Source organism: Hydrogenophaga sp. PAMC20947 (assembly GCF_004795855.1).
Lineage (GTDB): Bacteria > Pseudomonadota > Gammaproteobacteria > Burkholderiales > Burkholderiaceae_C > Hydrogenophaga.
In genome coordinates this window covers 1,038,098-1,061,310 of sequence record NZ_CP039252.1, presented here as the reverse complement: position 1 = coordinate 1,061,310, position 23,213 = coordinate 1,038,098, and the positions used below count along the sequence as shown (strand labels likewise).

Sequence of the window (23,213 nt, the reverse complement as noted above, 5' to 3'; positions counted from 1 at the left end):
AAGAAAGCATCCATGCCCAAAATTGAAGAGATAGAACTCGAGGCGCACCGCGCCCAACTGGAAGCGGACGTCGTTGACCTGGTCGACAAGTACCTCGCCATTGCCGAGTGGGACGTGCCCGGCATCGATGAGCCACTCGCGAACCGGCTCATCGTCGCGGCCATCCGACGGGCGCTTGACGGCGTCGAGCAAGCCTTGCCGCAATCCCCACCCGCATGATCAGTCCCCTGATCACCATTGCACAGGCCCTGGTGGCCCCGGGCAAGGGGCTGCTCGCGATGGACGAAAGCGTGGGCACCTGCAACCGGCGCCTCGCCGAGTTTGGCATCGCGCAGACCGAAGATGCGCGTCGCCGCTATCGGGCGCTGCTCGTCACGGCGCCTGGCTTGTCCGAGGCCATCAGCGGCGCAATCCTGTTCGATGAGACGCTGGGTCAGGCGACCCTCGATGGCCTGCCCTTTGTGGATGTCCTGCACGAGGCTGGCATTGTGGTCGGCATCAAGGTGGACACCGGTGCCAAGGCGCTGGCGGGCCACCCGGGCGAAAAGGTGACCGAAGGCCTGGACGGCTTGCGCGAACGCCTCGCCCACTATGCCTCGCTGGGCGCGCGCTTTGCCAAATGGCGGGCGGTGCTGTCCATCGGAGACGGCTTGCCCAGCCGGGCTTGCATCCTGGTCAACGCGCACGCCCTGGCGCGCTACGCCGCGCTGTGTCAGGAAGTGGGGCTGGTGCCCATCGTCGAACCCGAGGTGCTGATGGAGGGCGAGCACACACTGGCGCACTGCAGCGACGTGTCCAGCGAGGTGTTGCACCAGGTCTTCAAGCAGCTTCACAACCAAGGTGTTGCGCTGGATGCCATGATCCTGAAACCGAACATGGTGCTGCCCGGCCTGTCCAGCGACGTTGCCGCGTCGCTGGACGACGTTGCCGACGCCACGCTGAACTGTTTGTTGCGCACCGTGCCAGCCGCTGTGGCGGGTGTGGCCTTCCTGTCCGGTGGCCAGCCGGCCGTGTTGGCCACCGCGCGGCTGAATGCCATGCAGCGGCGCAACCATGCGTCTGGGTCCACGTCGCCTGTCTTTCCCTGGCCGCTGAGCTTCTCGTTCGGGCGGGCGCTGCAGCAGCCGGCCTTGCGCCTGTGGGCTGGCAACGATGCCCACCGCACTCTCGCCCAGAACGCCTTGCTGCACCGCGCCCGCTGCAATGGCGCAGCGGCGCGAGGCGAATACCGGGCCGCGATGGAGACGGAAGGACTGTCGCCATGAAGCTTTGCTTGATCCGCCACGGTGAAACCGCCTGGACCCTCACCGGCCAGCACACCGGCGTGACCGAGCTCGGCCTCACGGCCTTTGGTGAAGATGAATCGCGCGCTCTGGCACCCCGCTTGCGGACCTTGGCCATCACGCAGGTGCTGGTCAGCCCGCGCCTGCGCGCACGCCAGACCTGCGAGCACAGTGGCCTTGGTGCGGCGAGCAAGATCGAGCCCGATTTGTCCGAATGGAACTATGGCAGCTACGAAGGCCGGCGCTCCGTGGACATCCGTCGGGAGAGCCCCGGCTGGAACATCTGGCGCGACGGCTGCCCCGGTGGCGAATCGCCGGCCTCGGTGAGCGCGCGAGCCGACAGGCTCATCGCACGCCTTTGCACCATGCAAGGCACGGTGGCGCTGTTTTCGCACGGGCAATTCGGCGCTGCCCTGGCCGCGCGCTGGATCGGACTGGCGTTGGTCGAAGGCCAGCACTTCCCATTGCACACAGCATCGGTGAGTCTGCTGGGCATCGACCCGCACCATACGGACCGGCGCACCATCGTGTTGTGGAATGAACATCAGACGCGGCCACTCAGCCCCGATGCAAAATCGATGTGAACTGCCACGGGTCGCGAAGAAGCCGCTGGATTCAAGTTCGGACTTGATCGACCACTAAAAAATGGCAAATCATGGATTTTTTTAGTCTCACAGGGTGGCGGATTCAAGTGGGCGCTGTCATTCGGGCAAAGCCTTGAGAAAGGCAAACAGGTCGGACAGGTCCGCTTCGCTCATCTTCCAGCGCGGCATGTCCGCATCGACCTCTTCGCCGTCGGGATGCCGACCCTGCTCGACCGTGGTGCGGAAGTCGTCCAGATCGTACGGACGCTGGCGGTCTTTCATTTCCGGCATGGTGCTCAAGGCCACATAGCGGATATCGGGCGCCGTCATCACCCGCATGTGCATCAGGTGCGTGCTGCCGCGACCTTCCGGGCCGTGGCATGCCGCGCAAGTCAGAAACTGGCCAAAGCTGCTCATCATCCCGCCGCCCATGTTGGCGGATCCCGTGTTCGTCACGGTGGTGCCGCGCTCGCTCGCCCCTGTGAAATAGATACGCGCGCCGTTCCCGACGGGACCTTCGAGCCCGCTGGCTGAGGCGGGCATCGAATTCTGCTGTTCGGTCGGCTGGCAGGCTGCTGAGACGACCAGCAGCAGTGCGGAAAGTGCGCCGATCGCAATACGGGTAACCGACATGCAAGGCTCCTGGTTCTTCCGAACATGGGTTCGGTGCGATTCAAGCAGCGGGTGCGGGCCTGGGCCCACTCAATTCATCCACCACGCGTCAATTCGGCTTTCACACGCTGCAGCCGTGCACGCACTTCTTGCGCCACTTCGGCGACCTCGGCGTTGCTGGTCATCTGCATCACGGCCACCGGATCCATGAACGCGACCACCAGGCGCCCGTCCGTCTCTTCGCGCACGACCACGTTGCAGGGCAACAGCAATCCGATGTCGGGCTCGGCGGTCAAAGCGCGGTGGGCGAGCGGCGGGTTGCACGCGCCAAGGATCCGATACGGACGGACATCGAGGTCAAGCTTGGCCTTCATCGTGGCCTTGACGTCGATCTCGGTGAGCACACCGAAGCCTTCGGCCTTGAGCGCCTCGGTGACGCGGGTGACGGCTTGGTCGAATCCCATGCCGGTGAGCTCGCAGTTAAATCCGTAAGAGGCCGTCGCTGGGTTGGCAGGGGAAGCGGTCATGAAGTACTCCGAAATATGGGAACCAGAAGAAGAAGCAACCCACCCGGTGTGCGCCGCGAATCTTCCGAAATCAGCCGTGCGTGGCCCTGCGGGCATGAAAGTACAAGCCCCAACCAGCTGCGCGCCAGAGGCACACGCTTCACGCGGTACCCGAAGTGAAGGTTGACCGGTACCCACTGCGAAGTCTGTGCGCTGTCGAACAGACCTCAACAGCGTCGTGGCCTAGATTGCTCCTTGAGGCTTGATCGTGTGCAAATCCGTGCGCGGACATTGCAGCGAACCTTTTTTCTGCCTGGCACAAAGGTGCGTGGAGCGATTGCTCAGACGTTCTACTTCACACAGGAGGTTCCATGAAATTCTTGATTGCCATGGCTGTTGGCTCGTCGTCCATCCTCGCCAGTGGCGTGTCGTCTGCGCAGAGCGGCAACAGGATGAATGGTCGCGGCATGTGGGGCAACGGATGGCTGGATGGGTGGGTATGGCGGCTACTGGGGGCCGATCCTCCTCGCCGTCGTTGTCGGCGTCGTCGTTTGGGCCATCTTGCAAAAGCGCAAATGATCCAGCGCTCTGGACCCTCTATCGAAATGCCTTTCAACGAAACCGGAGCGCCCCCATGCAGCCAACCTTGACCGTTTCCTACTTTTCCGATGTGCTCTGCGTCTGGGCCTACGCGGCCCAAGTCAAGCTCGATGAATTGCAGCGGCAATTCGGTGACCAGATCCGTGTCGAGTACCGCTTTCTCCACCTGTTCGGGGACGTCGCGGCCCGCATAGAGACAGGCTGGGGCGACAAAGGTGGCGCGGCGGGCTATTCGCGGCAGGTGCAAAAGATGGCGGTGCGCTTTGATCACATCGCTATCCACCCAGAGATCTGGACCCGGAATGTTCCGCCCACGTCGGTGAGTTGCCACCTGTTTCTCAAAGCCATCCAGCTGCTGGAGAAGCAAGGTGAAGTGTCTGCGGCGCCCGAAGAGCGGTTCGGCGGCAAGAGCGCCTTCGAAGAGGCCGTGTGGCGCTGCCGGCTGGCTTTCTTCCGCGACCTGCAGGACATCGCCGATCGGAAGGTTCAGGAAGCAATGGCTTCTGACATGGAATTGCCCCTTGCCGCCATCCAGCAGCAGATCGACAGTGGCGCTGCCCATGCGGCGCTGTGCGCGGACTTCGATGCCAAGGACCGCCAGCAGGTCGAAGGCAGCCCCACGTTCGTGCTCAACGAAGGGCGGCAGAAGCTCTATGGCAATGTCGGCTACCGGATCGTCGAGGCCAGCATCCATGAGTTGCTGGTCGACCCCGGCGACCGGGCCAGCTGGTGTTGAGCGGTGGCGAAAGAACCGCAGGAACGGTGGCCATCCGCAAGGGGGCGTGGCTGCTTAAAAGTTGAGAAGGTGAAGGTGTTGCGCCGGCAACGAAACCCAGGGAGTCGAAATGAAAACCAGTGTCATTGAAGTTCACACCATGTTGGCGGTATTGAACCTCGACGAAGTGGAAAAGCGCCTTTGCGACGTGCCCGGTGTTGAGAGCGCGACAGTGAACTTCGCCGCGGGCAACGCCACGGTGCGTTACGACGAAACCCGGCTCGAGGTCGCGGACATCAAGGCGATCGTGCATCAGCGCGGCCATGAGCCTGCCGGTGAATCAGTGCCTGAAATAGAAGGCGAACACCAACCGGCGCGCAAGGTCGCGGCGGCGCCAGACGAAAAAGCCGCGCCGCCCCCCACACCAACGCCCACACCCGAAGCACCCAAGGCAGCGCCGGATGCTTCCAAAGACGGAGACCATGCGGGTCACGAGGGCCACCCGGCACCCAGTGGTCAGCCTGCAGAGCCTGCGACCTCTCCGGCGGCTGCGCCGGAGCACAAAAACCATCAGAGCCACCATGGCCACATGGCGGCGGACTTTCGCCAGCGGTTCTGGATTTCACTGGTCCTGACCCTGCCGATCCTCGCCTTGTCTCCGTTATTGCAAACGCTGGTGGGTCTGCGTGAAGCTGTCCGCTTCCCTGGCGATCTTTACGTCCTGTTCGGTTTTTCCTCGGCGGTCTTCTGGTACGGCGGGTGGCCTTTCCTCAAGGGCCTGATCACGGAGCTCAAGGCACTCAAGCCCGGGATGATGACGCTGGTGGCCGTGGCCATCAGCACCGCCTACCTGTACAGCAGTGCCGTGGTGTTTGGCTTGGCCGGCAAGGTGTTCTTCTGGGAACTGGCCACGCTCGTCGACATCATGCTGGTGGGGCATTGGATCGAGATGAAGTCGGTGATGGGAGCCTCCAAGGCGCTCGAGGAACTGGCCAAGCTCATGCCCTCCGACGCGCACAAACTGATGCCCGACGGCAGCGTGAAAGACGTGCCGCTGAACGAGTTGTCGGTCGATGACAAGGTGCTGGTCAAGCCGGGCGAAAAAGTCCCGGCCGACGGCACCGTCGTCAAGGGCGAGAGCTCGGTCAACGAGGCGATGCTCACCGGCGAGTCGACGCCGGTCACCAAGAAAAGCGGCGGCAAGGTCATCGGCGGCGCCATCAACGGCGAAGGCTCGCTGACCATCGAGGTCAAAGGGACCGGCAAGGACTCGTTCCTGTCGCAGGTGATCGACCTGGTCAAGCAAGCCCAGGAAAGCAAATCGAAAACGCAGAACCTCGCCGACACCGCAGCGATGTGGCTCACCCTCATTGCGCTGGTCAGCGGTGCGGGCACCTTCCTGGTCTGGTTGCTTTTCATGGACACGGAACTGGCGTTCGCCATAGAGCGCGCCGTGACCGTGATGGTGATCACCTGTCCGCATGCGCTCGGTCTGGCCGTGCCGCTGGTGGTGGCCGTCTCCACGGCATTGGCCGCAAGCAACGGCCTGTTGATCCGCAACCGTGGGGCGTTCGAAGGCGCGCGCAAGCTGCAGGCCGTCATCTTCGACAAGACCGGCACCCTCACCGAAGGCCGCTTTGGCGTCACCGATACCTTGCTGCTGGCCCAGGACATCGATGAAGAGACGCTGCGCAAATACGCGGCCTCGGTGGACGCGAATTCCGAACACCCCATCGCCAAGGCAATCGCCGACGCATCGGACGCGAAGCTGGCCGTCAAAGATTTCAAGAGCATCCCTGGCAAAGGCGTCGAGGGCAAGGTCGATGGCCGCGAGATCAAGGTCGTCAGCCCGGGCTATTTACGCGAACAGAACATCGAACTGGCGGACGAGCGCATCGAGCCCCTGCAGGCGCAAGGCAAGACCGTCGTGTTCATCCTGGTCGACGGGAAGTTGAAGGGAGCGATCGCCTTGGCCGACATCGTCCGGCCAGAGGCGAAGAAAGCCATTGAAGCGCTGAGGGCACTCGACATCCGCTGCATGATGCTCACCGGCGACAACCAGGCGACCGCCAAGTGGGTTGCAGACCAGGTCGGGCTGGACGAGTTCTTCGCCGAAGTGCTGCCCCAGGACAAGGCCGCCAAGGTCAAGGAGGTCCAGGCGCGCGGCGTGTTGGTGGCCATGACCGGCGACGGCGTGAACGACGCGCCGGCACTGGCGCAGGCCGATGTCGGTATCGCCATCGGTGCCGGGTCTGACGTGGCGGTGGAAACCGCTGACATCATTCTGGTGCGCAGCAACCCGCTGGATGTCGTGGCCATCGTCGAGCTGTCCCGCGCTACCTACCGCAAGATGATCCAGAACCTCTTTTGGGCCACGGGCTACAACGTGATTGCCATCCCCCTGGCGGCCGGCGCACTCTACGCTTGGGGCGTGCTGCTGTCGCCGGCCCTGGGCGCGGCACTGATGGCCGCGAGCACCGTGATCGTGGCCGTCAACGCACGGCTGCTGCGATTGAATAAGTGACGGGGCGGTGATGCACGGGCATGTCGGCTTCCCGACGCGCGTGTTCAAGCGCTAGAACACAAGGCTGCGCGGGGCGCCCATGGCGAAGTCGAGCAGGAAGACAGCGATGTCGCACTGGGTCAGACCGCCTCTCCACTCTGACCAACTCTACAGAAGACCACATGAAGGTTGGGAACAGGCTGTTGGCAGGCGCTCTTGTGGTGGATTTACTGGCCTGCGTGTACTGGGTGTTCCATGAGAGCGGTACGCTGACGACGATCCTGGATCCCAATGCACTCCATGCGCTGGTCATACAGCTGGGCGCGTGGCGTCCGGCCGCGATCATCGGGCTGATGGTATCGGTTTGGACCCCGAGTTCAAGGCAGCGAGCGAAATCGATGGCGCCAGCCCACTGAACGCAGCACCTCCGTGCGCTCATGGCCCGGTCGGAGCGGGCGAAGGCCGGGTCCAGAGTCGTCGAAGCAGCTTGCGCCCTTCGCTGAACCAGAGCACGCCGCTGGCCATGGCCACGCACACCCCCCATTGGCCCACCGAAAGCGGCACAGTACCGAAGGCGAGATTGAGAAAAGGCAGGTGCACCACCGCCACTTGCAGCGCTGTCGACAAGGCCACCGCGGCCCACAGCCAATGGTTCGAGAACAAGGCCCGGAACGCGGAGGCTGTTTCCGAGCGCGCATTGAAGCAGTTAAAGAGCTGGGTCAGCACCAGCACGGTGAAGGCGGCGGTGCGCGCCAGCTCCACAGAGTGTGGGCCTGTGCCCAGCCAGGCTTCAACCGGTTCAATCAGCCCGCCGGGCAGGAACAGGTCCAGTGTCAGCAGGGTCAGCGCCGCCATCACGACACCGCCCTCAAGCACGCCCTGCCCCATCTTCGCATCGATGATGCGCTGGCTGCGCGGGCGCGGCTTGCGCGCCATGACATCGTCGGCAATCGGGTCCACGCCCATGGCCAGCGCCGGCCCGGTGTCGGTGACCAGGTTGATCCACAGGATCTGGGTGGCCAGCAGCGGCAGCACCACGGCGCCACCCGACCCGGTGGCCGTGGCCTTCAGACCGATGACACCCGCCCCCACCACGCCGACAAACACCGTCAGCACTTCGGCCAGGTTCGACGACAGCAGGTAGCGCAGGAACTTGCGGATGTTGTCGAGCACGCCACGGCCTTCGCGCACCGCCAGCACGATGGTGGCGAAGTGATCGTCGGCCAGGATCATGCGCGCCGCGGCCTTGGTCACCTCGGTGCCCGCGATGCCCATCGCCACGCCGATGTCGGCGGCCTTCAGCGCCGGGGCGTCGTTGACGCCGTCGCCCGTCATGGCCACCACGTTGCCGTTGGCCTGCAGCGCTTGCACGATGCCCAGCTTGTGCTTGGGCGCCACGCGGGCGAACACCGATGTTTTTTGCACCGCGGCGGCGAAGGCAACTTCGTCCAGCTTGTCGAGCTCGATGCCCGTGAGCACCGGCGCACCGCTGTCGACGATACCGAGGTCGGCCGCAATGCGCACCGCCGTGCGCGGGTGGTCACCGGTGATCATGATCACCCGGATGCCGGCCTGGCGGGCCTCCTCGATGGCCACGGCGGCTTCCTTGCGGGGCGGGTCGATGATGCCCACGGTGCCGAGGTATTCCAGATCCTGTTCCAGCGCGGCCGCCTCTTGCGCATCGGTCGGAATCTGCGCGTCGGGGGCCAGCGTGCGGCGCGCGACGGCCAATGTGCGCAGCGCGTCATCGGTCATCGCACCGATGTCTTTCAGCACCTGCGCACGCAGTGTTTCATCAAGAACCACCGTGGCTTCGCCGCGGCGGGCCTGGGTGCAGTGCGCCAGCAACACATCGGGCGCGCCCTTGGTGAAGAGCACGTGCGCGTCGCCATTGGCATGGTCCACCACCAGCACCGACATCATCTTGCGCTGCGAGGTGAAGGGTATTTCGCCGATGCGCTCGAAGCGTTCTTTGCGCTCGGGCGCGGCTGTGCTGCTGCCCAGCTTGTGTTCGGCCACCAGGAATGCGGCTTCGGTCGGGTCGCCCTGGATAACCCAGCTGTCGGTTTCGTCCTGCTGCAGCTGGGCGTTGCCGGCCAGGCTGCCGCCCCGGAGCACGGCCTGCAACTCGCCGAGCAGAGGGCCTTCGGCCAATTCGGCACCGGCCTGCTTGGCACCGCCCTCGGGGGCATAACCCACGCCGGTGATGTCGATGCGCCCCGAGGCCGTCATGACCCGCTGCACCGTCATCTCGCCGCGCGTCAGCGTGCCGGTCTTGTCCGACGCAATGACCGATGCCGAGCCGAGCGTCTCGACCGAGGCCAGCTGCTTGACAATGGCATGGTGGCGAGCCATGCGGCGCACCCCCATCGCCAGCACCACCGACAGGATCGCCGGCAGGCCTTCGGGCACGGCGGCCACGGCCAGCGACACACCGAGCAGCAACACCGCGACGACGTCCGACACGCCATGGACGTCCGAGATGAACAGGATCGTGGCCACCACGATCGCGGCGATCGCCAGCGCCGCAATGCCCAGCACCCTGCCCAGATGCGCGATCTCGACTTGCAGCGGCGTTGGCGCGTCGGGCGTGGTGTCCAGCAGTGTGGCGATGCCGCCCATCTCGGTCTGCATGCCGGTGGCGGTGACGACAGCATGGCCAGTGCCCTGCGCGACCGCCGTGCCCTTAAAGACCATGTTCAGCCGGTCGCCCAATGCCACAGGCCCGGGCAGCAGCGCGGCATCCTTCAGCACCGCCCCGCTTTCGCCGGTGAGCGGCGCCTCCAGCAGCTTCAACGCAGCGGCCTGCGCCAGACGCGCATCGGCGCCCACAGCGTCGCCCTCGGCGAGGACCAAGACATCGCCCCTGACGAGCTCAGCGCTGGGCACACGGGCCACGGCGCCATCGCGCAACACGGCCGAGGTGGCGGTGGTCATCTTCGCCAGTGCCGCCACCGCCTGCGCCGCCTTGGCTTCCTGCAGCCAGCCCAGCACGGCGTTCAGCACGATCACGAACAGAATGACGATGGCGTCCAGCGGCCAGCCCGCCGCGCCTGGCTGGCCCCGCCCCTCGAACCACCACGCGGCCAAGGCCACGACCGCCGCCGCTGCCAGCAGGTAAACCAATGGATCCTGCACCTGCGCCAACGCGCGACGCCAGACGGGCACGGGTGGCGCCGCGCGCAGTTCGTTCGGGCCGTCCGCCCGCAGCCGTTTGGCAGCCTCGTCGGCGCCGAGGCCGTGGTCCAGATCGGTGCCGAGCGCCGTGACCAGCGCGGCGACATCGGTCAATGAGGGGTCTGCCGAAAGTGGCAATGGTGGTGCAGCTTCGACAGTCATCATGGAAACAAATGCAGCACAGCGGCTGAGAAAGAGTCAGGCATCGGAGCTCCGAGTATGGGCAGTAGCACGAGTGAAGCAGCAAGCGCAGGCAAGGTCTGTGCGCTGGCGGACACAAGCCGGACAGAAAGCGGCGTTGGCACGCCAGGGTTGCGCGGCCCTCGCCTGCGTACGATAGCGCACAGCCCCCCCCCGTAGCTCGCTACGCTCGTTCGGAGTTGCCGATGCCCTCCCGAGCCTCTGGCTGCGAACCATCATCAGCCCCCCTCTTAAGCACCCCTACATGGCCCCATTCCCAACCATCCCGGATGGAACCGCCTTCTCGCCTGGTGCGGCAGCCGCGGCGGTTGCCGCGAAGTCACGGGTCATGCACCCAACTGGCGAAGCACGAACGCCGAGACGGGGCCTGTTCGACCGTCACCGCAGGCGGGTTGCGCCTTGAGCGCGCCTGAAGACACCGGCCCTCCACCCCCCGGGTCTCAGCGGCGCACGATGCACCTGCTGCTGGCCGCGGTGTCCATGGCACTGGTCTGGATCCTGCTGCCGTTCTACGGCGCCATCCTGTGGGCGACGGTCATCGCCCTGCTGTTCAGGCTGCTTTTTGGCTGGCTGGTGCCCAGACTCAAAGGGCGCAGCACGGTGGCGGCGGTACTGACCATGGTCGTCGCTTCGGTGATGGTCATCCTGCCGGAGGTGCTGGTGCTGACCGCGTTGGCGCGCCAGGCCGCCACAGCGGTCGAGCAGTTGAAGTCTGGCGAGCTGAACCCTGCCCTGCTGCTTCGGGGCCTGTTCGATGCATTGCCCGAGGGACTGATGTCGCTGCTGGCCCGTTTCGGCTGGTCGGAATTCGACGTCGTGCAGCGCAAGCTGGCCGAGGTACTGACCCAGGGCAGCAGCCTCATCGCCACGCAGACACTCAGCGTCGGACAAGATGCCTTCAGCCTCAGCGTCAGCCTGCTGATCACCGTATTTCTGGCCTTTTTCCTTGTGCGCGACGGTGCAGGCATCGTGCACACCGTGCAGCAGGCCGTGCCACTGGCTGAAGGCCACAAGCAGGCTCTGGTTGCGCAATTCGGTACCGTGCTGCGCGCCACCGTCAGGGGCAACCTGGTGATCGCGCTGGTGCAGGGCGTGCTCGGCGGCCTGGCGCTTTATGCGCTGGGTGTCGGCGGTGCGCTTCTTTGGGCAGTCCTGATGGCTGTGCTGTCTCTTTTGCCTGCCGTGGGCGCCAGCCTTGTTTGGGGGCCAATGGCGGTGTGGTTGCTCCTGACGGGGCACACTTGGTCTGGCGTGGCGCTGATCGCCTGGGGCGTGCTGGCGATCGGCCTGGTGGACAACCTGCTGCGGCCTCTGTTGGTGGGCCGCGACACCGGCATGCCCGACTACCTGGTGCTGATCTCCACCTTCGGCGGCATTGCGGTGCTCGGTCTGAATGGCTTCGTTGTCGGCCCGACGGTCGCGGCGATGTTCATCGCGGCGTGGCACATCCAGGCCACGCATTGAAGCCCGGCATGAAGCGCTGCGAGGTGAAGCGAGTCTCGCCGATGCGCCCAAAGTGTGGGTTCAATTCAGGCGCAGCTGCGCGGCTTCCCATCCCGGCCTGCATGCCAGCGCCAGATCGACAGCGGCCATCAATGACGGGCGCCATGCCAAGCGGCGCCTTGTTTCGGGTCAGGCTTCGCCCCGATTTGGGACATCGTCCTTCGGGTCGTGCGTCTCATCGGACCAGTACCCTGCGCGTCCGTAGTGTTGGAACACGGCGATTTCCATCTCGCGCGTGAGTGGCACTGCCGGGTCGTACTCGGGTGCCTGCTTCAGGGCATCTCGCGTCAGGTCGACAGAGACGGTCTGATCGACCCAGTTGACGCCAGTGATCCACTGCGGAGCCACCAGCACATCGTGGCCAAGCCACCAGTTGCTGGTGCTCACCACGAAGTAGCGGATGGTCCAGCTCTCTTCATCAACCAGCATGCCCTGCACATGTCCTATCTCGCCATCTATGACGCTGATATGGTACCCGACCACGGCCTTGCAGCTGCGAAGGTGCGGATCGCCGTCGCTCTGGCGTGCCTCCGTTCGAGCCTGGGCTTTGTCCGCTTCAGCGCGGGCCGCTGTGGTCGAACCGTAGCCTGCGTAGCCGGGCAAATAGGGCTGCGGCAATTGGCCGGTGCCCCATGTGCCCATGCCACCCCAGTAGTACGGGTAGCTGTAGTAGTTGAGATAGTCGGTCTCGTGCTGGCGCGTGACCGACCTGTCGGTGTCGATGTCGGGACTGTTCTTGACTTGCTCGCGGGTCAGCGAAACTGGCATCAGCTTGGCAGCCCAATCGGGTTGCCCAGCGGCAATGGGCGAGATCAATACCTTTCGGCTGGCCAGCCACGACCCGGTATCGACGACGAGGTAGCGAATCGTCCAGGCCTCGTCATCGAAGTAGAGATCCTTCACGTCGCCGATGGCACCATCTGTGGCGCTGATGGCGAGATTTTGCAGGTCCTTGGATTGGCGAAGCATGGGGTTCTCACTTTCAAATGTGTTGAACGCAAAGTGTTCAACAAGGACAGGACCAGCAGATGCACAGCAAGGTGCATCTCCCGCTGCACGTTGTTCTAGGCTAAGGGGATGCAAATGTGCGCGTCTGTTCGATAACGAACAGAGCGTTTCGGTTAGAAAAGTCAAGCTTCAACGGCGAGGAACTTCGATCCGCTCGAACAGCAGCCTGCGCTGTCGCAAACACGGGTCCGGCGAGGCGATGCCATCGTCGTTTGTCCCGGACTCGCCCAACAAGGAGCACCCCGAAATGGTTCTGACATTGATCACCGCATGGATCCTCATCCTCCTCGGCGCCGCCCTCGGCGCAGGGGGGCTCTGGCTGGCATCGCTGGGCGGTAGCTGGGCGTATGGCGTCGCGGGCATTGCCTTGGCGGTGTGCGGCACCTTGCTGGTTCGCCGCCGGCACATGGCATTGGGGGTGTATGCCGCACTGCTTGTGGCGATGGCCGTCTGGTCGCTGTGGGAAGTGGGGTTCGATCGTTGGGCGCTGATTCCCCGGGGCGCCCTGCTTGCCGTCGTCGGCCTGTGGCTGCTGGCCCCCTGGATCAGCCGCTCGCTGGGCAAAGCGGGCACGGCGCAGACGCCTGCGCGATCGTCGTGGCGCGGTCCACGCGGCTGGCTGGCAGGCGCCATGCTGCTGGTGGTTGCCCTGACGGCCATTTCGATCACGCGCGACCCCTTCGATGTCGCGGGAAGCTTGCCGGATTCACCTGCGGCTGCGGCGCAAGGCCGCGTGAATAACCCAGGTGCCCCTGGTGCCGCGGGCGACGACTGGCCGGCTTATGGCGGCACCGGGCTGGGCCAGCGCTACTCGACGCTGGCCGACATCACGCCCGACAATGTGAGCCGATTGGATCTGGCGTGGACTTTCCACACCGGCGAAGCCCCCCGCCCGAGTGACCCGGTCGAGCGCACGTTCGAGGTCACGCCCTTGAAAATCGGCGATCTGTTGTATCTGTGCAGCGTGCGGCAACACGCCATCGCCCTGGACGCCGCCACCGGACAGGAGCGCTGGCGCTTCGACCCACACATCGACGTGGGCCACAGCAGCCAGCATCTGACCTGCCGTGGCCTGGCCTACTACGACGGCACCGGCGCCACATCGGCATCGGCAGCGGCATCGCCGGCGCCGGCGCCGGCACCAGCGCAGGACAGCGCGCCCGCCGCGGTTGAGCCGCCAACGTGTGCACGCCGCCTATTTTTGCCCACCATTGACGCTCGCCTGTTCGCGCTGGACGCGCAGACCGGCGAACCCTGCCTCGACTTTGGGGACAAAGGCGTGGTCGACCTCAGCGCCGGCATGCCGAACCTCACGCCTGGCGCCTACATGCAGACCTCACCCCCTGTGGTGGCCGGTGGCGTGGTGATCGTCGGTGGCGCCATCAATGACAACGCGTCGGTGCTCAACCCGTCTGGCGTGATACGCGCGTTCGACGCGCGCAGCGGGCGCCTGGTGTGGAACTTCGATCCAGGCCACCCGAACGCCACCGAACCGCTGCTGCCGGGCCAGACCTATTCGGCCGGTGCGCCGAACAACTGGGCGCCGTCCAGCGTCGATGCGCAGCTCGGTCTGGTGTACATCGGACTGGGCAACCGGTCGCCAGACCAACTGGGCGCTGGCCGCAGCGCAGAGGTCGAGCGCTTCTCCAGCGCCATCATCGCGCTCGACGTGGCGACCGGGAAACTGCGCTGGCTGTTCCAGGCGGTGCACCACGACCTGTGGGACCGCGACGTGCCGGCGCAGCCATCATTGATCGACCTGACGATAGCCGGCAAGGTGGTGCCGGCGCTGGTCGCTCCCACCAAACAGGGCGACCTGTACGTGCTGGACCGCCGCAGCGGCAAACCGATCCTGCCGGTGCGCGAGTTTCCGGCCCCGCCCAGCACCGTGCCCGGCGAGTTCGCCGCGCCAACACAACCCCATTCGTCGCTGAGCTTCATGCCAGCCGCCCTGACCGGCAAAGACATGTGGGGCGCCACACCGCTGGACCAGCTCATTTGCCGCATCGAACTCCGCAGAATGGGATATGACGGACCCTACACGCCACCCTCGACGCAGCGCACGCTGGTGTACCCGGGCAATCTGGGGGTTTTCAACTGGGGCGGCGTGGCGGTTGATCCGGTGCGCCAGATCATGGTCGGCACACCCGCTTTCCTGGCCTTTACGTTCCAGTTGATTCCGCGCCCCGATGCCACGACAAACGTCGTCAGCGCCGGTGCCAGTGAGCACTGGAACGAGAACAACGGTGCGGCCTACGCGGTCAAAATCGGCCCGTTCCTGTCGCCCATCGGCCTGCCTTGCCAGGTGCCACCCTGGGGCGCGATCGCCGGGGTCGATCTGCGCAGTGGCGAGCGCGCGTGGATGCACCGCCACGGCACCGTGCGCGATCAAATGCCGAGCGCCCTCCCCATTCCTTTCCCGATGGGCGTGGCCAGCCTGGGTGGACCCTTGATCACGGCCGGCGGTGTGGTCTTCTACAGCGGAACGCTGGACAACTACCTGCGCGCCTACGACGTGACGACGGGGCGCAAGCTCTGGCAAAGCCGGCTGCCTGCGGGCGGCCAGGCGACCCCCATGACCTACCGCATCGGAGGCAAGCAAATGGTGGTCGTTGCAGCGGGTGGCCATGGCTCGTTCGGCACCACGACGGGTGACTCTGTCTTGGCTTACGAGTTGAAATGAAGTTTCATGCCAACACGGCTGCTGCATTCCGGGGACCGGCTTCGATCCAGCCAAGGGTCCATGCCAGTGGCCGTGGCGTGCCCTATGGGTTCATCACCCACGCATGCCGCCAAACAATACGGGCAACAACCCATGTCATGGTTCATTCACCACCAAGAGGAGATTTTGATGAAAGCAATCTGTAAAGAATCCGCCGTTGCCGAGCAGGCGACCAACCGAACTGCCTGCTGGCACGGTGCGCAGGGAGTGGCGTGATGGCGGCCGAAACGTTCGACACCATCGTCATCGGCGCAGGACAGGCCGGTCCCTCCATGGCCGCCAAGCTGGCAACAGAAGGCCGCAAGGTGGCGCTATTGGAGTCCCACGAGTTGGGCGGCACTTGCGTCAACCGGGGCTGCACGCCGACCAAGACCCTGCGCAAATCAGCCCGGGTGGCGCATCTCGCTCGCCGCGCGGCCGAGTTCGGTGTTGAGGTCGGGCCGGTTCATGTCAACTTCGAAGTGGCCATGCAGCGCATGCAAACGCGCGTGGACGAATCGCGTGCGGGTTTGACGTCCTGGCTGGGCGGGTTGAACGGGCTGACCATCGTCAAGGCGCACGGCAGGCTGGCGGGGTGCTCGGGCGATGACTTCCTCGTGGAAGCGGGCTCGCGCACGCTGCAGGCACCCATGGTCGTGTTGAACACCGGCACGCGGGCCTTCGTGCCGCCCATTCCCGGCTTGGAGGAAATCCCCTATCTTGACAACGACAGCCTGCTGAAACTGCGGGAGTTGCCGCGCAAACTGGTGATCATCGGCGGCGGCTACATCAGCCTGGAAATGGGGCAGATTTTCCGGCGCCTGGGCAGCGAGGTGAGCATCATCGAAATCGGGCCGCGGCTGACAGCGCGCGAAGACGGGGACGTGTCCGCTGCCATCGCTGACATGTTGCGTGGCGAGGGCATCGAACTGCAGATGGGCGTGGACATAGCGCGCGTGTTGCCGGGCAACACCGAAAGCGGTGCCCGCGTTGAGATGGCCGACGGTCGCATCATCGAAGGCAGCCATTTGCTGGTGGCCGTCGGGCGCTCACCCAACACCGGCGATCTGGGATTGGAGAGTGTCGGCCTTGAGACCAACGAGCGTGGTTATCTCCTCACCAACGAACGGCTCGAGACCGGCGTGCCGGGCATCTGGGCACTGGGTGACATCAATCACCGCGGCGCCTTCACCCACACCAGCTACCACGATCACGATATCCTGGCCGAGAACCTCGACGGCGGGCAACGCAGCGCGGATGCGCGCACCAGCATCTACGCCATGTTCACCGATCCGCCCCTGGCGCACGTGGGGCTGTACGAGGCCGATGCGAAGCGCCTCGTGGCCGAGGAAGGTCGGCACATCAGCCAGGCCGTGTACGCCATGGCGGATGTGAGCCGCGCCAAAGAGGAAAGCGAAACCATCGGGGTCATCAAGTTGCTGATCGACGAGGACAGCGGGCATTTTCTCGGCGCCACGATGCTCGGCATGGCCGCCGACGAAGTGATCCAGGCCATCGGGCTGGTCATGGCCAGCGGGGGAAGCTGGCGCCAAGTGCGCGAGGCCTTGCCGGTGCACCCCACGGTGACCGAGCTCCTGCCCACGATCATTGACCGCCGCAAACCACTTGCCGCGGCCTGACGCAGTTTTGGCGCGAATGTGCCGCTGGCGCCAGGAGCGTTGTCGGGGCCAACGTGCGATAACGAACAGACCTGTTGGCTTCGACAGCCCAACATGCAATCGCAAAGGGGGCCGATCCTGTCCCACTTGAAAAGGAGTTTGTGATGTCCAATATCTATAAAGGTCTGCTTGCCGGACTGGCTGCAACGCTGGTGCTGTCGGCGCTCATGGTGATGAAGACGGTGATGGGCGTGATGCCCGAACTGGACTTGCCGAAGATGATCGCCGCCATGATGGGCTCGCCCGACGCGCCGATGCTCGGCTGGGCGATTCACTTCATGATCGGCATCGTCGGCTATGGCCTTGGTATGGCATTTCTGAGCGATCGCTTGCCTGGTGGCAGCCGGACCGTTCACGGCGTGATCATCGGCATCGTGGGCTGGCTGCTGATGATGGTCACGGTGATGCCCATGGCCGGGGCTGGGCTGTTCGGCATGAACATGGGCCTGATGGCGCCAATGATGACGCTGGTGCTTCACCTCGTCTTCGGCGCCGTGCTGGGATGGGTCTACGGAAAATTGCTGTCGGATGCATCTGGCGTGGTGTTGGCGCGCGCCTGATCCGCGGCCCGATGCGCAGTGCCGCAGCGAAACATGGCCGGGCGAGACGGCACCAGCGCCGCTCGTGCCGGTTTCGCGCGACTGGGAGCCAGGCGATCCCAATGACCTACCGCATGCCTGGCCGACAGATGGTGGTCGTCGCGGCGGGTGGCCATGGCCCGTTCGGCACCACGTCGGGCGATTCTGTCTTGGCTTACGAGCTGAAGTGAGGTTTCATGAAAACATGGCTGCTGAAATACTGGGATCGACTTCGATCCAGTTTGTGGTTCGTGCCAGCGGCCATGGCATGCCTGGCCGTGGCACTGGCCTTCTTCGCCGTGGAGCTCGACAAGGCCGTCGATGACGACTGGCTACAGCGCCTGAACTGGAGCTATTCGGGGGGTGCAGAGGGTGCAAGCCTGCTGCTAAGCACCGTGGCCGGTTCGATGATCGCCATTGCCGGGACCGTCTTCTCGATGACGCTGGTGGCGCTGTCGCTCGCCTCGTCCCAGTTGGGCCCGCGCATGCTGCGCAACTTCATGCGCGACACCACCAACCAGGTGGTTCTGGGCACCTTTGTGGCCACGTTTGTGTACTGCCTGCTCGTCCTGCGCACCATCCGGCGCACCGGCGAGGCGGCCTTCGTCCCGCATCTCTCTGTCAGCATCGGTGTGTTGCTGGCCATTGTCAGCGTTGGGGTGCTGATCTACTTCATCCACCACATCTCCGTCTCGATCCAGGCGGATCAGGTCGTGGCACGTATCGGCAAGGAACTGGATGACGCGATCGACAAGCTGTTTCCCGACCACGTTGGCGAGCTTGGCTCCGAAGTCCCAATAGTGTCAGGCGAAACCGACCTGCCAGTGGCGTTTGCGAGCGAGGCCAGGCCAGTGGGCGCCACCGGGGACGGCTATCTCCAGCTGATCGATGCCGGGGCCCTGATGGATCTGGCCTGCGAGGAAGATCTGCTGCTTCGGCTGGAACGCCGGCCGGGGCACTACCTCGTCAAGGGCCGGGCGATGGTGATGGTCTGGCCGGGGGATCGGGTCACCGAAGCCCTGGTGGACAAGATGAACGCCGCCTTCGTGCTCGGCAACCAGCGCACCGCCACCCAGGACATCGAGTTCTCGTTCCACCAATTGGTCGAAATCGCCGTGCGGGCTCTGTCGCCGGGCATCAACGACCCGTTCACGGCGATCGCCTGCGTGGATCGACTGGGATCGGCCCTGTGCCGCCTGGCCCGGCGCGACATGCCATCACCCTTTCGGTTCGACTCTCAGGGACGGCTGCGGCTGGTGGCGCCGGGATCTTCGTTTGCGGGGATCCTGGACCTGGCCTTTAACCAGATCCGGCAAAACGCCCGTTCGAACCCGGCCGTGGCGATCCGCATGCTCGATGCCCTCATCCAGATCGCAGGCCACGTGCAATCTGCGCAGGATGCGGCCTGCCTCCAGCGCCACGCCGGCATGATCGTCAGAGGGGCGCGAGAAGCTGTGCCGGAAGCGTACGATCTGGCCGCCGTCGAGGCTGGCTTTGCGGCGGCGACAGAGGCGGTTTGCGAGCGGATCGGTTGACGCATTTGCGGGCCTTGCCGCCACAGGGCACCCCGGCCATTGCTCTGGTGCCCGAGCAGCAGACCAGCATTGCTCATGCCCCGCCGCCAGTGGCCGCAACGTGAGCGTCGCAGATCGGCCAGGAGCAGCCGGTGGGCCAAGGGAACAGCAGCCGCTCAACGCCAGAGGGTAAGGGGCAGAAACTTCAAAATCAACGCCAGAAAGCAGCCTCCAGCCTGACCTGATTCCGGTGTGATCTTGTGGAGCGCGTCAACCTGTGTGGCTGTGCGCGGCCTGAATCTATCGTTCAGGGTCGGTCGATGCCGCGTTCCTGCCGGTCTGCACCGGTGCCATAGGGCGCCAAAGTGGTCAGGCGCAGATCCTCGATCGCGACGCCAACTGTGAAGTGATAGAGCGACTGGTACGCAAGATCCTCGATCCCGAACATGCGATGCACTGGATCGTCGAAGTAGCAGCCGATACCTGTGGCCTGCACGCCTGCGGCTTCGGATTCGAGATACAAGACCTGCCCGATCAGCCCCGCTTCCCACAACAGCCTTCGATAGAACCATGCTCCATGTGTGAACAGGGGTTCCTGATATTGGGCAATCATGGCCAGCGAGAAGACGCCGTCGCCGGCGATGTCCTGATGGCAGCTGAGTTGCGTCGCAAGTCGTCTCGCATCACCGGCTTTGAGCATGCGCAGCAGCAGTTCGGCCGGGCAGCCTGGTGGCGTTGACCAGTCGAAGTCCGGGTTCATTGCGCGTTTCAGGTTGCCAATCTTGGTCGGATCGCGAACGAGCAGGTACAGCCCAGGCTCGAGCCCCGTCACGCGATGAACAAACAGGCCGAGCTGGATGTTCGAATCCTCGGCCATCGTATCCCAGGGCATCGGGCGCCGACTCGCGGGCAATTCGACGAGTGGCATCAAGCGCGTGAGAATCCGGTAGAAGCTTGTGGCCGTGATCGCCGTCTGACCGTCGCAGGCCTGAAGACTTCGCCGTTGCAATATGATCTGTCCCGCCTGCGGACCGCCTTCACTTGCGAGGCCGTTGTGCTCGGCCCCCGGCAATTCGAACGTCTCGAAACCTGGCGCATCACCGGTCGGTTTGAGCGTAGCAGCGGCAACTTTTTCAATCCCCTCCCAGCGCACCGGCTCATCGCGGCTGAGCCGGTTCGCGGCGCCGTGCCAACCAGCCCGAGTCAGGTCCTGCACGAGGGCAGAATCGAGGTGCCTGGGAACAGCACGCTGCGCGCAGGCCTGTCGGCGCTCACCGACATGGGTCGGCCAAACGGCCAGGACTGCAACCGCGTGCTCGCGCTCGACACCCTCGAAGTCCTCGGCTCGGCTCAATCCGAGCAGGTCGTTTATGGTCTCGTCTGCCAGGCCATCTAGCAGCGAAGCGCTCCAGCCCAGCGTCGCAGCGGCGATGCGCAATGCGCCGATCGCGTGTCCCGCGTCGTGCTGGCAATAGCGGAACGCTCGTTCGCCATACTTCCATGCCTCGCGCCAGTGGATCGACGAAAGCCCAAGCAGAACGGTCTGCGCCGGAAACTCACCCATCAACGCCGTGAACAGGTCAGCGCTGCAGTCCACTCGGCGTTCGATCCCGTGCTCGCGGGGTGCATAGTGGTACAGACCCGGCGTGTCGCTGAGTTCAGGCAGCGCGCCAATCAGAAGGTACCCTTCGGTCGGATGCAGATTGCCACTGGACGGATTGCAGCGCAACGCCCAGCGCGTGGTGCCGGCTTGCTTCCAGGCAGAAAGGCCCAGCCCGTATTGCAGCAACCGCGATAGCGAGCGAACCGTGAGCGGCATGCTTGGCACCACACCACGGCGGTACAGGTCTTCGTACTGGGGTGACTTCGGTTCGTCGTCGGGGCCAAGCAGCGGCAGACGCACCAACGGTGCGCCTTCGAAACGGCGGAACGGATTCGGCTGGTTCGCCCAATCGAGTTCACCTGGCCCGGGCGCGTAGCGGTTGAAGTGATGCTTGGTTCGCTCGTGATAGCGCATCACCGTTTCGATCCTGGAGACGTCGTCCATGGCAGGGAAAACCGTGCTGCCTGGCGTCAGCCCCGCTGCCCGATGATGTAGTGCTCAAGTTGCTCGATGATGAACTGCTGCTCCGTGATGGTGGCTTTGACCAGGTCTCCGATCGAGATGAGACCGATGAGCTGATCATGCTCCATCACCGGAAGGTGGCGCAGGCGGTTTTGAGTCATCAAGGCCATGCACTCGTCGCTCGTCTGGTGGGGCCGAACGCACATCACCGGGCTCGACATGATGTCGCCCAACAGGGTGTCCATGGGCGAGCGAGCCTTGAGCACGAGCTTGCGTGCATAGTCCCGCTCTGAAACGATGCCAACGACCGTTCCGTTTTCAACCACCACCAGAGCCCCGATGTTCTTCTCGACCATCAAGCGAACCGCCTCGTGGGCGGTGGTGCTCGGCTCCATTGTGTAGGTAACCTGGTCGATTTTGGAGCTGAGAATCTGCGCAACAGTGTTCATGATTTTCCCCTCGAAGGATCGTGGTCTGGAGCGAAGTGGGTGGCATCGCTCACCAGCACAGTTTGCTCGCTTGGTCGGGAAAGGTAAACAACCTCAAGTTGAAGCTGGGGCTCCCCCACCACGACACCGATGCTGCGCGGACGCCGCATACCACTCTGATTGCCTGAGAAAATCAGAGTACCCTGCCAAGCTAAGGACGCCCGAGCAGCCTTCCAATGAGGCTAGGCGGCGAAGCGATGCGCTTCAGTGGCTTCGCTCTGGAGAGACGTCACACATTTCATTTTTCCCCTAACAGGTGTCGATTGAAGCGGGGGAAGTCCATCTGCAGAAAAAGGCGCCATCGGGCAGCTTCTTTGGGCAAGTGCTGCTCTCGGCAAACATCCGAGCCATTCCATGGATATTGCTGGCAGTCCCTTCTCGCTCTTCGTGCAAGCAAGGCTTACGATCCTTCCCGCAAGTTTCCCAGCGGGCAGATCGACCACTCCGAACAATGCTGAGTGACTCGTTGTCCTCGACGAATTCGCAGCCTTCAGCATCGAGTCTATGCGGCAGACGGGTCAAAAATTCACAAGGCTTCGCCTGTCTTTGTTTTCTGCGCGCGCACAACGATGGGCTATCGCAGCGGGGAAAATTGCAATGTCAACTTACCCGAATATCGCCTACCCGTAGGTGCCATGATCTTTAACCTCTAGCCCTTCAGGCAGAAGGCTCACCCTTTTTCATCATGTCATGGATTGAAATCATCAGCGTCGCCATTCTGGGAGGTCTTTTCTGGCTATGGTTCGACAGTACCCGTGTCCACGAGATCGCCGTGGAGCGCGCCCGCAGCCAATGTCATGTGAATGAGGTGCAATTCCTCGACGATACTGTCTCCCTCGCAAATATCAAACTGGCACGTGACGAAGGCGGACGCCTCACACTCAAACGCACCTACACTTTTGAGCACAGTGACACTGGCAATAATCGACAGCCAGGCAGCATCGTCATGCTTGGCCAGGCAGTTCAGTTCGTGAATTTCAGCCCGCGACTGCCAGGCGCGGACATCACGCTGCATTGAATACACAGGCTGGTGATGGAATTGTCCGGCTGCTCCGCTTTCCTGGCTGTCAGGGCACGCAGGGCTGTGAGCGAGAGGTGAAAAGGCCCTGCGGAAGGCGCTTTTCAGCAGTCCACAAACAAAGTCCAACAAACCTATGGAAAAGTGGGCTGACGAACCGTCTAATTGAATTTCCCTACAGCTGCCTGTCGTGGGCGACAGCTAACGCGGCAAAGCCGAAGCTGGAAAATTTGAAAACCCTTCAAGGCTGGGTCCAGGCATACGAAACAGACGCCTGAAAGTTCTCAAATGCCCCCACCGGTCTTTCGCGGAACAAGACTCCAGTCGCCTGTTTGGGCTCCCAGACTGGTCACTCGACCGAGGCCAGCCAGACAAGGTATCGGGAACGACTGCTCATGCCAAGGATGAACAGGTGCGCTCGACCCGTTGCGGCCCCTCGCCTCCCGTCCAAAGGCGACTGCAATGTGGGGAAAGTGGA

At 63.9% G+C, this 23,213-nt stretch carries 19 protein-coding genes; 13 read left to right on the top strand and 6 right to left on the bottom strand.

From position 1 onward, the window contains the following. Nucleotides 1-12: 12 nt before the first annotated feature. From E5678_RS04765 to E5678_RS04755, 3 genes are read left to right on the top strand one after another with little or no spacing between them, the layout of a single operon-like run. Nucleotides 13-219: a hypothetical protein gene (locus E5678_RS04765; RefSeq protein ID WP_136177465.1), complete on the top strand. Its 207-nt coding sequence runs from the start codon at nt 13-15 to the stop codon at nt 217-219. Further along, entirely contained in the window at nt 216-1,265 is a 1,050-nt protein-coding gene (locus tag E5678_RS04760) for a class I fructose-bisphosphate aldolase (protein WP_136177464.1), read from the top strand. Before E5678_RS04765 ends, E5678_RS04760 begins: the two co-directional genes overlap by 4 nt. Further along, complete coding sequence (locus E5678_RS04755) at nt 1,262-1,867, top strand: histidine phosphatase family protein (protein ID WP_136177463.1); 606 nt, start codon at nt 1,262-1,264, stop codon at nt 1,865-1,867. Before E5678_RS04760 ends, E5678_RS04755 begins: the two co-directional genes overlap by 4 nt. 117 nt (nt 1,868-1,984) lie before the next feature. On the opposite strand, the gene E5678_RS04750 is transcribed toward E5678_RS04755, so the two are convergent. Both E5678_RS04750 and E5678_RS04745 read right to left on the bottom strand, forming a co-directional pair. Further along, nucleotides 1,985-2,500 (bottom strand): c-type cytochrome, encoded by a 516-nt coding sequence (locus tag E5678_RS04750; RefSeq protein WP_136177462.1) that lies wholly within the window; start codon nt 2,498-2,500, stop codon nt 1,985-1,987. Between the two features lie 74 nt (nt 2,501-2,574). Beyond that, on the bottom strand, nt 2,575-2,943 hold the full coding sequence (locus tag E5678_RS04745; protein WP_210732044.1) for a DUF302 domain-containing protein: 369 nt from the start codon (nt 2,941-2,943) through the stop codon (nt 2,575-2,577). 413 nt (nt 2,944-3,356) lie between these two features. Here E5678_RS04745 and E5678_RS04740 point away from each other — a divergent pair, with 413 nt between their 5' ends. The 4 genes from E5678_RS04740 to E5678_RS04725 all read left to right on the top strand — a co-directional run bounded on the left by E5678_RS04740 (nt 3,357) and on the right by E5678_RS04725 (nt 7,219). Next, on the top strand, nt 3,357-3,635 hold the full coding sequence (locus E5678_RS04740) for a hypothetical protein (protein ID WP_136177460.1): 279 nt from the start codon (nt 3,357-3,359) through the stop codon (nt 3,633-3,635). Beyond that, on the top strand, nt 3,620-4,321 hold the full coding sequence (locus E5678_RS04735) for a DsbA family protein (RefSeq protein WP_136177459.1): 702 nt from the start codon (nt 3,620-3,622) through the stop codon (nt 4,319-4,321). The genes E5678_RS04740 and E5678_RS04735 overlap by 16 nt, the downstream gene beginning before the upstream one ends. A gap of 109 nt (nt 4,322-4,430) precedes the next feature. Then, nucleotides 4,431-6,824: a heavy metal translocating P-type ATPase gene (locus E5678_RS04730; protein ID WP_136177458.1), complete on the top strand. Its 2,394-nt coding sequence runs from the start codon at nt 4,431-4,433 to the stop codon at nt 6,822-6,824. Between the two features lie 161 nt (nt 6,825-6,985). Further along, nucleotides 6,986-7,219, top strand: coding sequence for a hypothetical protein (locus E5678_RS04725; RefSeq protein WP_136177457.1), 234 nt, complete (start codon nt 6,986-6,988; stop codon nt 7,217-7,219). Nucleotides 7,220-7,238: 19 nt separating this feature from the next. Here E5678_RS04725 and E5678_RS04720 read toward each other — a convergent pair whose 3' ends face one another. Next, nucleotides 7,239-10,145, bottom strand: a complete 2,907-nt coding sequence (locus E5678_RS04720; RefSeq protein WP_348770368.1) for a cation-translocating P-type ATPase — start codon at nt 10,143-10,145, stop codon at nt 7,239-7,241. A 435-nt stretch (nt 10,146-10,580) separates the two neighbouring features. Between E5678_RS04720 and E5678_RS04715 the strand changes: the two genes are divergently transcribed. Beyond that, nucleotides 10,581-11,645 (top strand): AI-2E family transporter, encoded by a 1,065-nt coding sequence (locus tag E5678_RS04715; RefSeq protein ID WP_247596914.1) that lies wholly within the window; start codon nt 10,581-10,583, stop codon nt 11,643-11,645. Between the two features lie 168 nt (nt 11,646-11,813). On the opposite strand, the gene E5678_RS04710 is transcribed toward E5678_RS04715, so the two are convergent. Further along, nucleotides 11,814-12,653, bottom strand: coding sequence for a PRC-barrel domain-containing protein (locus tag E5678_RS04710; RefSeq protein ID WP_136177456.1), 840 nt, complete (start codon nt 12,651-12,653; stop codon nt 11,814-11,816). Between the two features lie 286 nt (nt 12,654-12,939). Here E5678_RS04710 and E5678_RS04705 point away from each other — a divergent pair, with 286 nt between their 5' ends. The 4 genes from E5678_RS04705 to E5678_RS04685 all read left to right on the top strand — a co-directional run bounded on the left by E5678_RS04705 (nt 12,940) and on the right by E5678_RS04685 (nt 19,185). Next, nucleotides 12,940-15,375 carry a membrane-bound PQQ-dependent dehydrogenase, glucose/quinate/shikimate family gene (locus E5678_RS04705; RefSeq protein WP_136177455.1) on the top strand — a complete coding sequence of 812 codons (2,436 nt, stop codon included), beginning with the start codon at nt 12,940-12,942 and terminating at the stop codon, nt 15,373-15,375. Nucleotides 15,376-15,629: 254 nt separating this feature from the next. Further along, entirely contained in the window at nt 15,630-17,033 is a 1,404-nt protein-coding gene (locus E5678_RS04700; RefSeq protein WP_247596913.1) for a mercuric reductase, read from the top strand. Between the two features lie 143 nt (nt 17,034-17,176). After that, the gene (locus tag E5678_RS04695; protein WP_136177453.1) at nt 17,177-17,632 is read left to right on the top strand and encodes a DUF6789 family protein; all 456 of its coding nucleotides are present in this window, start codon (nt 17,177-17,179) and stop codon (nt 17,630-17,632) included. Between the two features lie 215 nt (nt 17,633-17,847). Beyond that, nucleotides 17,848-19,185, top strand: a complete 1,338-nt coding sequence (locus E5678_RS04685; RefSeq protein ID WP_136177451.1) for a DUF2254 domain-containing protein — start codon at nt 17,848-17,850, stop codon at nt 19,183-19,185. Between the two features lie 286 nt (nt 19,186-19,471). Here the strand turns inward: E5678_RS04685 and E5678_RS04680 are convergent, their stop codons facing one another. Together E5678_RS04680 and E5678_RS04675 are read right to left on the bottom strand one after the other, a co-directional pair. Then, on the bottom strand, nt 19,472-21,211 hold the full coding sequence (locus E5678_RS04680) for a SagB/ThcOx family dehydrogenase (RefSeq protein ID WP_136177450.1): 1,740 nt from the start codon (nt 21,209-21,211) through the stop codon (nt 19,472-19,474). Nucleotides 21,212-21,237: 26 nt separating this feature from the next. Further along, nucleotides 21,238-21,678, bottom strand: a complete 441-nt coding sequence (locus E5678_RS04675; RefSeq protein WP_136177449.1) for a CBS domain-containing protein — start codon at nt 21,676-21,678, stop codon at nt 21,238-21,240. A gap of 724 nt (nt 21,679-22,402) precedes the next feature. Between E5678_RS04675 and E5678_RS04670 the strand changes: the two genes are divergently transcribed. Next, on the top strand, nt 22,403-22,735 hold the full coding sequence (locus tag E5678_RS04670) for a DUF3301 domain-containing protein (RefSeq protein WP_136177448.1): 333 nt from the start codon (nt 22,403-22,405) through the stop codon (nt 22,733-22,735). The last annotated feature ends 478 nt before the right edge of the window (nt 22,736-23,213 follow it).

Bases quoted from the DNA above. Each gene is read 5' to 3' on its own strand.
- E5678_RS04740 (WP_136177460.1), top strand. From the start codon at position 3,357: ATGAAATTCTTGATTGCCATGGCTGTTGGCTCGTCGTCCATCCTCGCC.
- E5678_RS04695 (WP_136177453.1), top strand. From the start codon at position 17,177: ATGTCCAATATCTATAAAGGTCTGCTTGCCGGACTGGCTGCAACGCTG.
- E5678_RS04700 (WP_247596913.1), top strand. From the start codon at position 15,630: ATGGCGGCCGAAACGTTCGACACCATCGTCATCGGCGCAGGACAGGCC.
- E5678_RS04750 (WP_136177462.1), bottom strand. From the start codon at position 2,500: ATGTCGGTTACCCGTATTGCGATCGGCGCACTTTCCGCACTGCTGCTG.
- E5678_RS04760 (WP_136177464.1), top strand. From the start codon at position 216: ATGATCAGTCCCCTGATCACCATTGCACAGGCCCTGGTGGCCCCGGGC.
- E5678_RS04670 (WP_136177448.1), top strand. From the start codon at position 22,403: ATGTCATGGATTGAAATCATCAGCGTCGCCATTCTGGGAGGTCTTTTC.
- E5678_RS04755 (WP_136177463.1), top strand. From the start codon at position 1,262: ATGAAGCTTTGCTTGATCCGCCACGGTGAAACCGCCTGGACCCTCACC.
- E5678_RS04735 (WP_136177459.1), top strand. From the start codon at position 3,620: ATGCAGCCAACCTTGACCGTTTCCTACTTTTCCGATGTGCTCTGCGTC.
- E5678_RS04720 (WP_348770368.1), bottom strand. From the start codon at position 10,145: ATGATGACTGTCGAAGCTGCACCACCATTGCCACTTTCGGCAGACCCC.
- E5678_RS04730 (WP_136177458.1), top strand. From the start codon at position 4,431: ATGAAAACCAGTGTCATTGAAGTTCACACCATGTTGGCGGTATTGAAC.
- E5678_RS04765 (WP_136177465.1), top strand. From the start codon at position 13: ATGCCCAAAATTGAAGAGATAGAACTCGAGGCGCACCGCGCCCAACTG.
- E5678_RS04685 (WP_136177451.1), top strand. From the start codon at position 17,848: ATGAAAACATGGCTGCTGAAATACTGGGATCGACTTCGATCCAGTTTG.
- E5678_RS04745 (WP_210732044.1), bottom strand. From the start codon at position 2,943: ATGGGATTCGACCAAGCCGTCACCCGCGTCACCGAGGCGCTCAAGGCC.
- E5678_RS04675 (WP_136177449.1), bottom strand. From the start codon at position 21,678: ATGAACACTGTTGCGCAGATTCTCAGCTCCAAAATCGACCAGGTTACC.
- E5678_RS04725 (WP_136177457.1), top strand. From the start codon at position 6,986: ATGAAGGTTGGGAACAGGCTGTTGGCAGGCGCTCTTGTGGTGGATTTA.
- E5678_RS04705 (WP_136177455.1), top strand. From the start codon at position 12,940: ATGGTTCTGACATTGATCACCGCATGGATCCTCATCCTCCTCGGCGCC.
- E5678_RS04710 (WP_136177456.1), bottom strand. From the start codon at position 12,653: ATGCTTCGCCAATCCAAGGACCTGCAAAATCTCGCCATCAGCGCCACA.
- E5678_RS04680 (WP_136177450.1), bottom strand. From the start codon at position 21,211: ATGGACGACGTCTCCAGGATCGAAACGGTGATGCGCTATCACGAGCGA.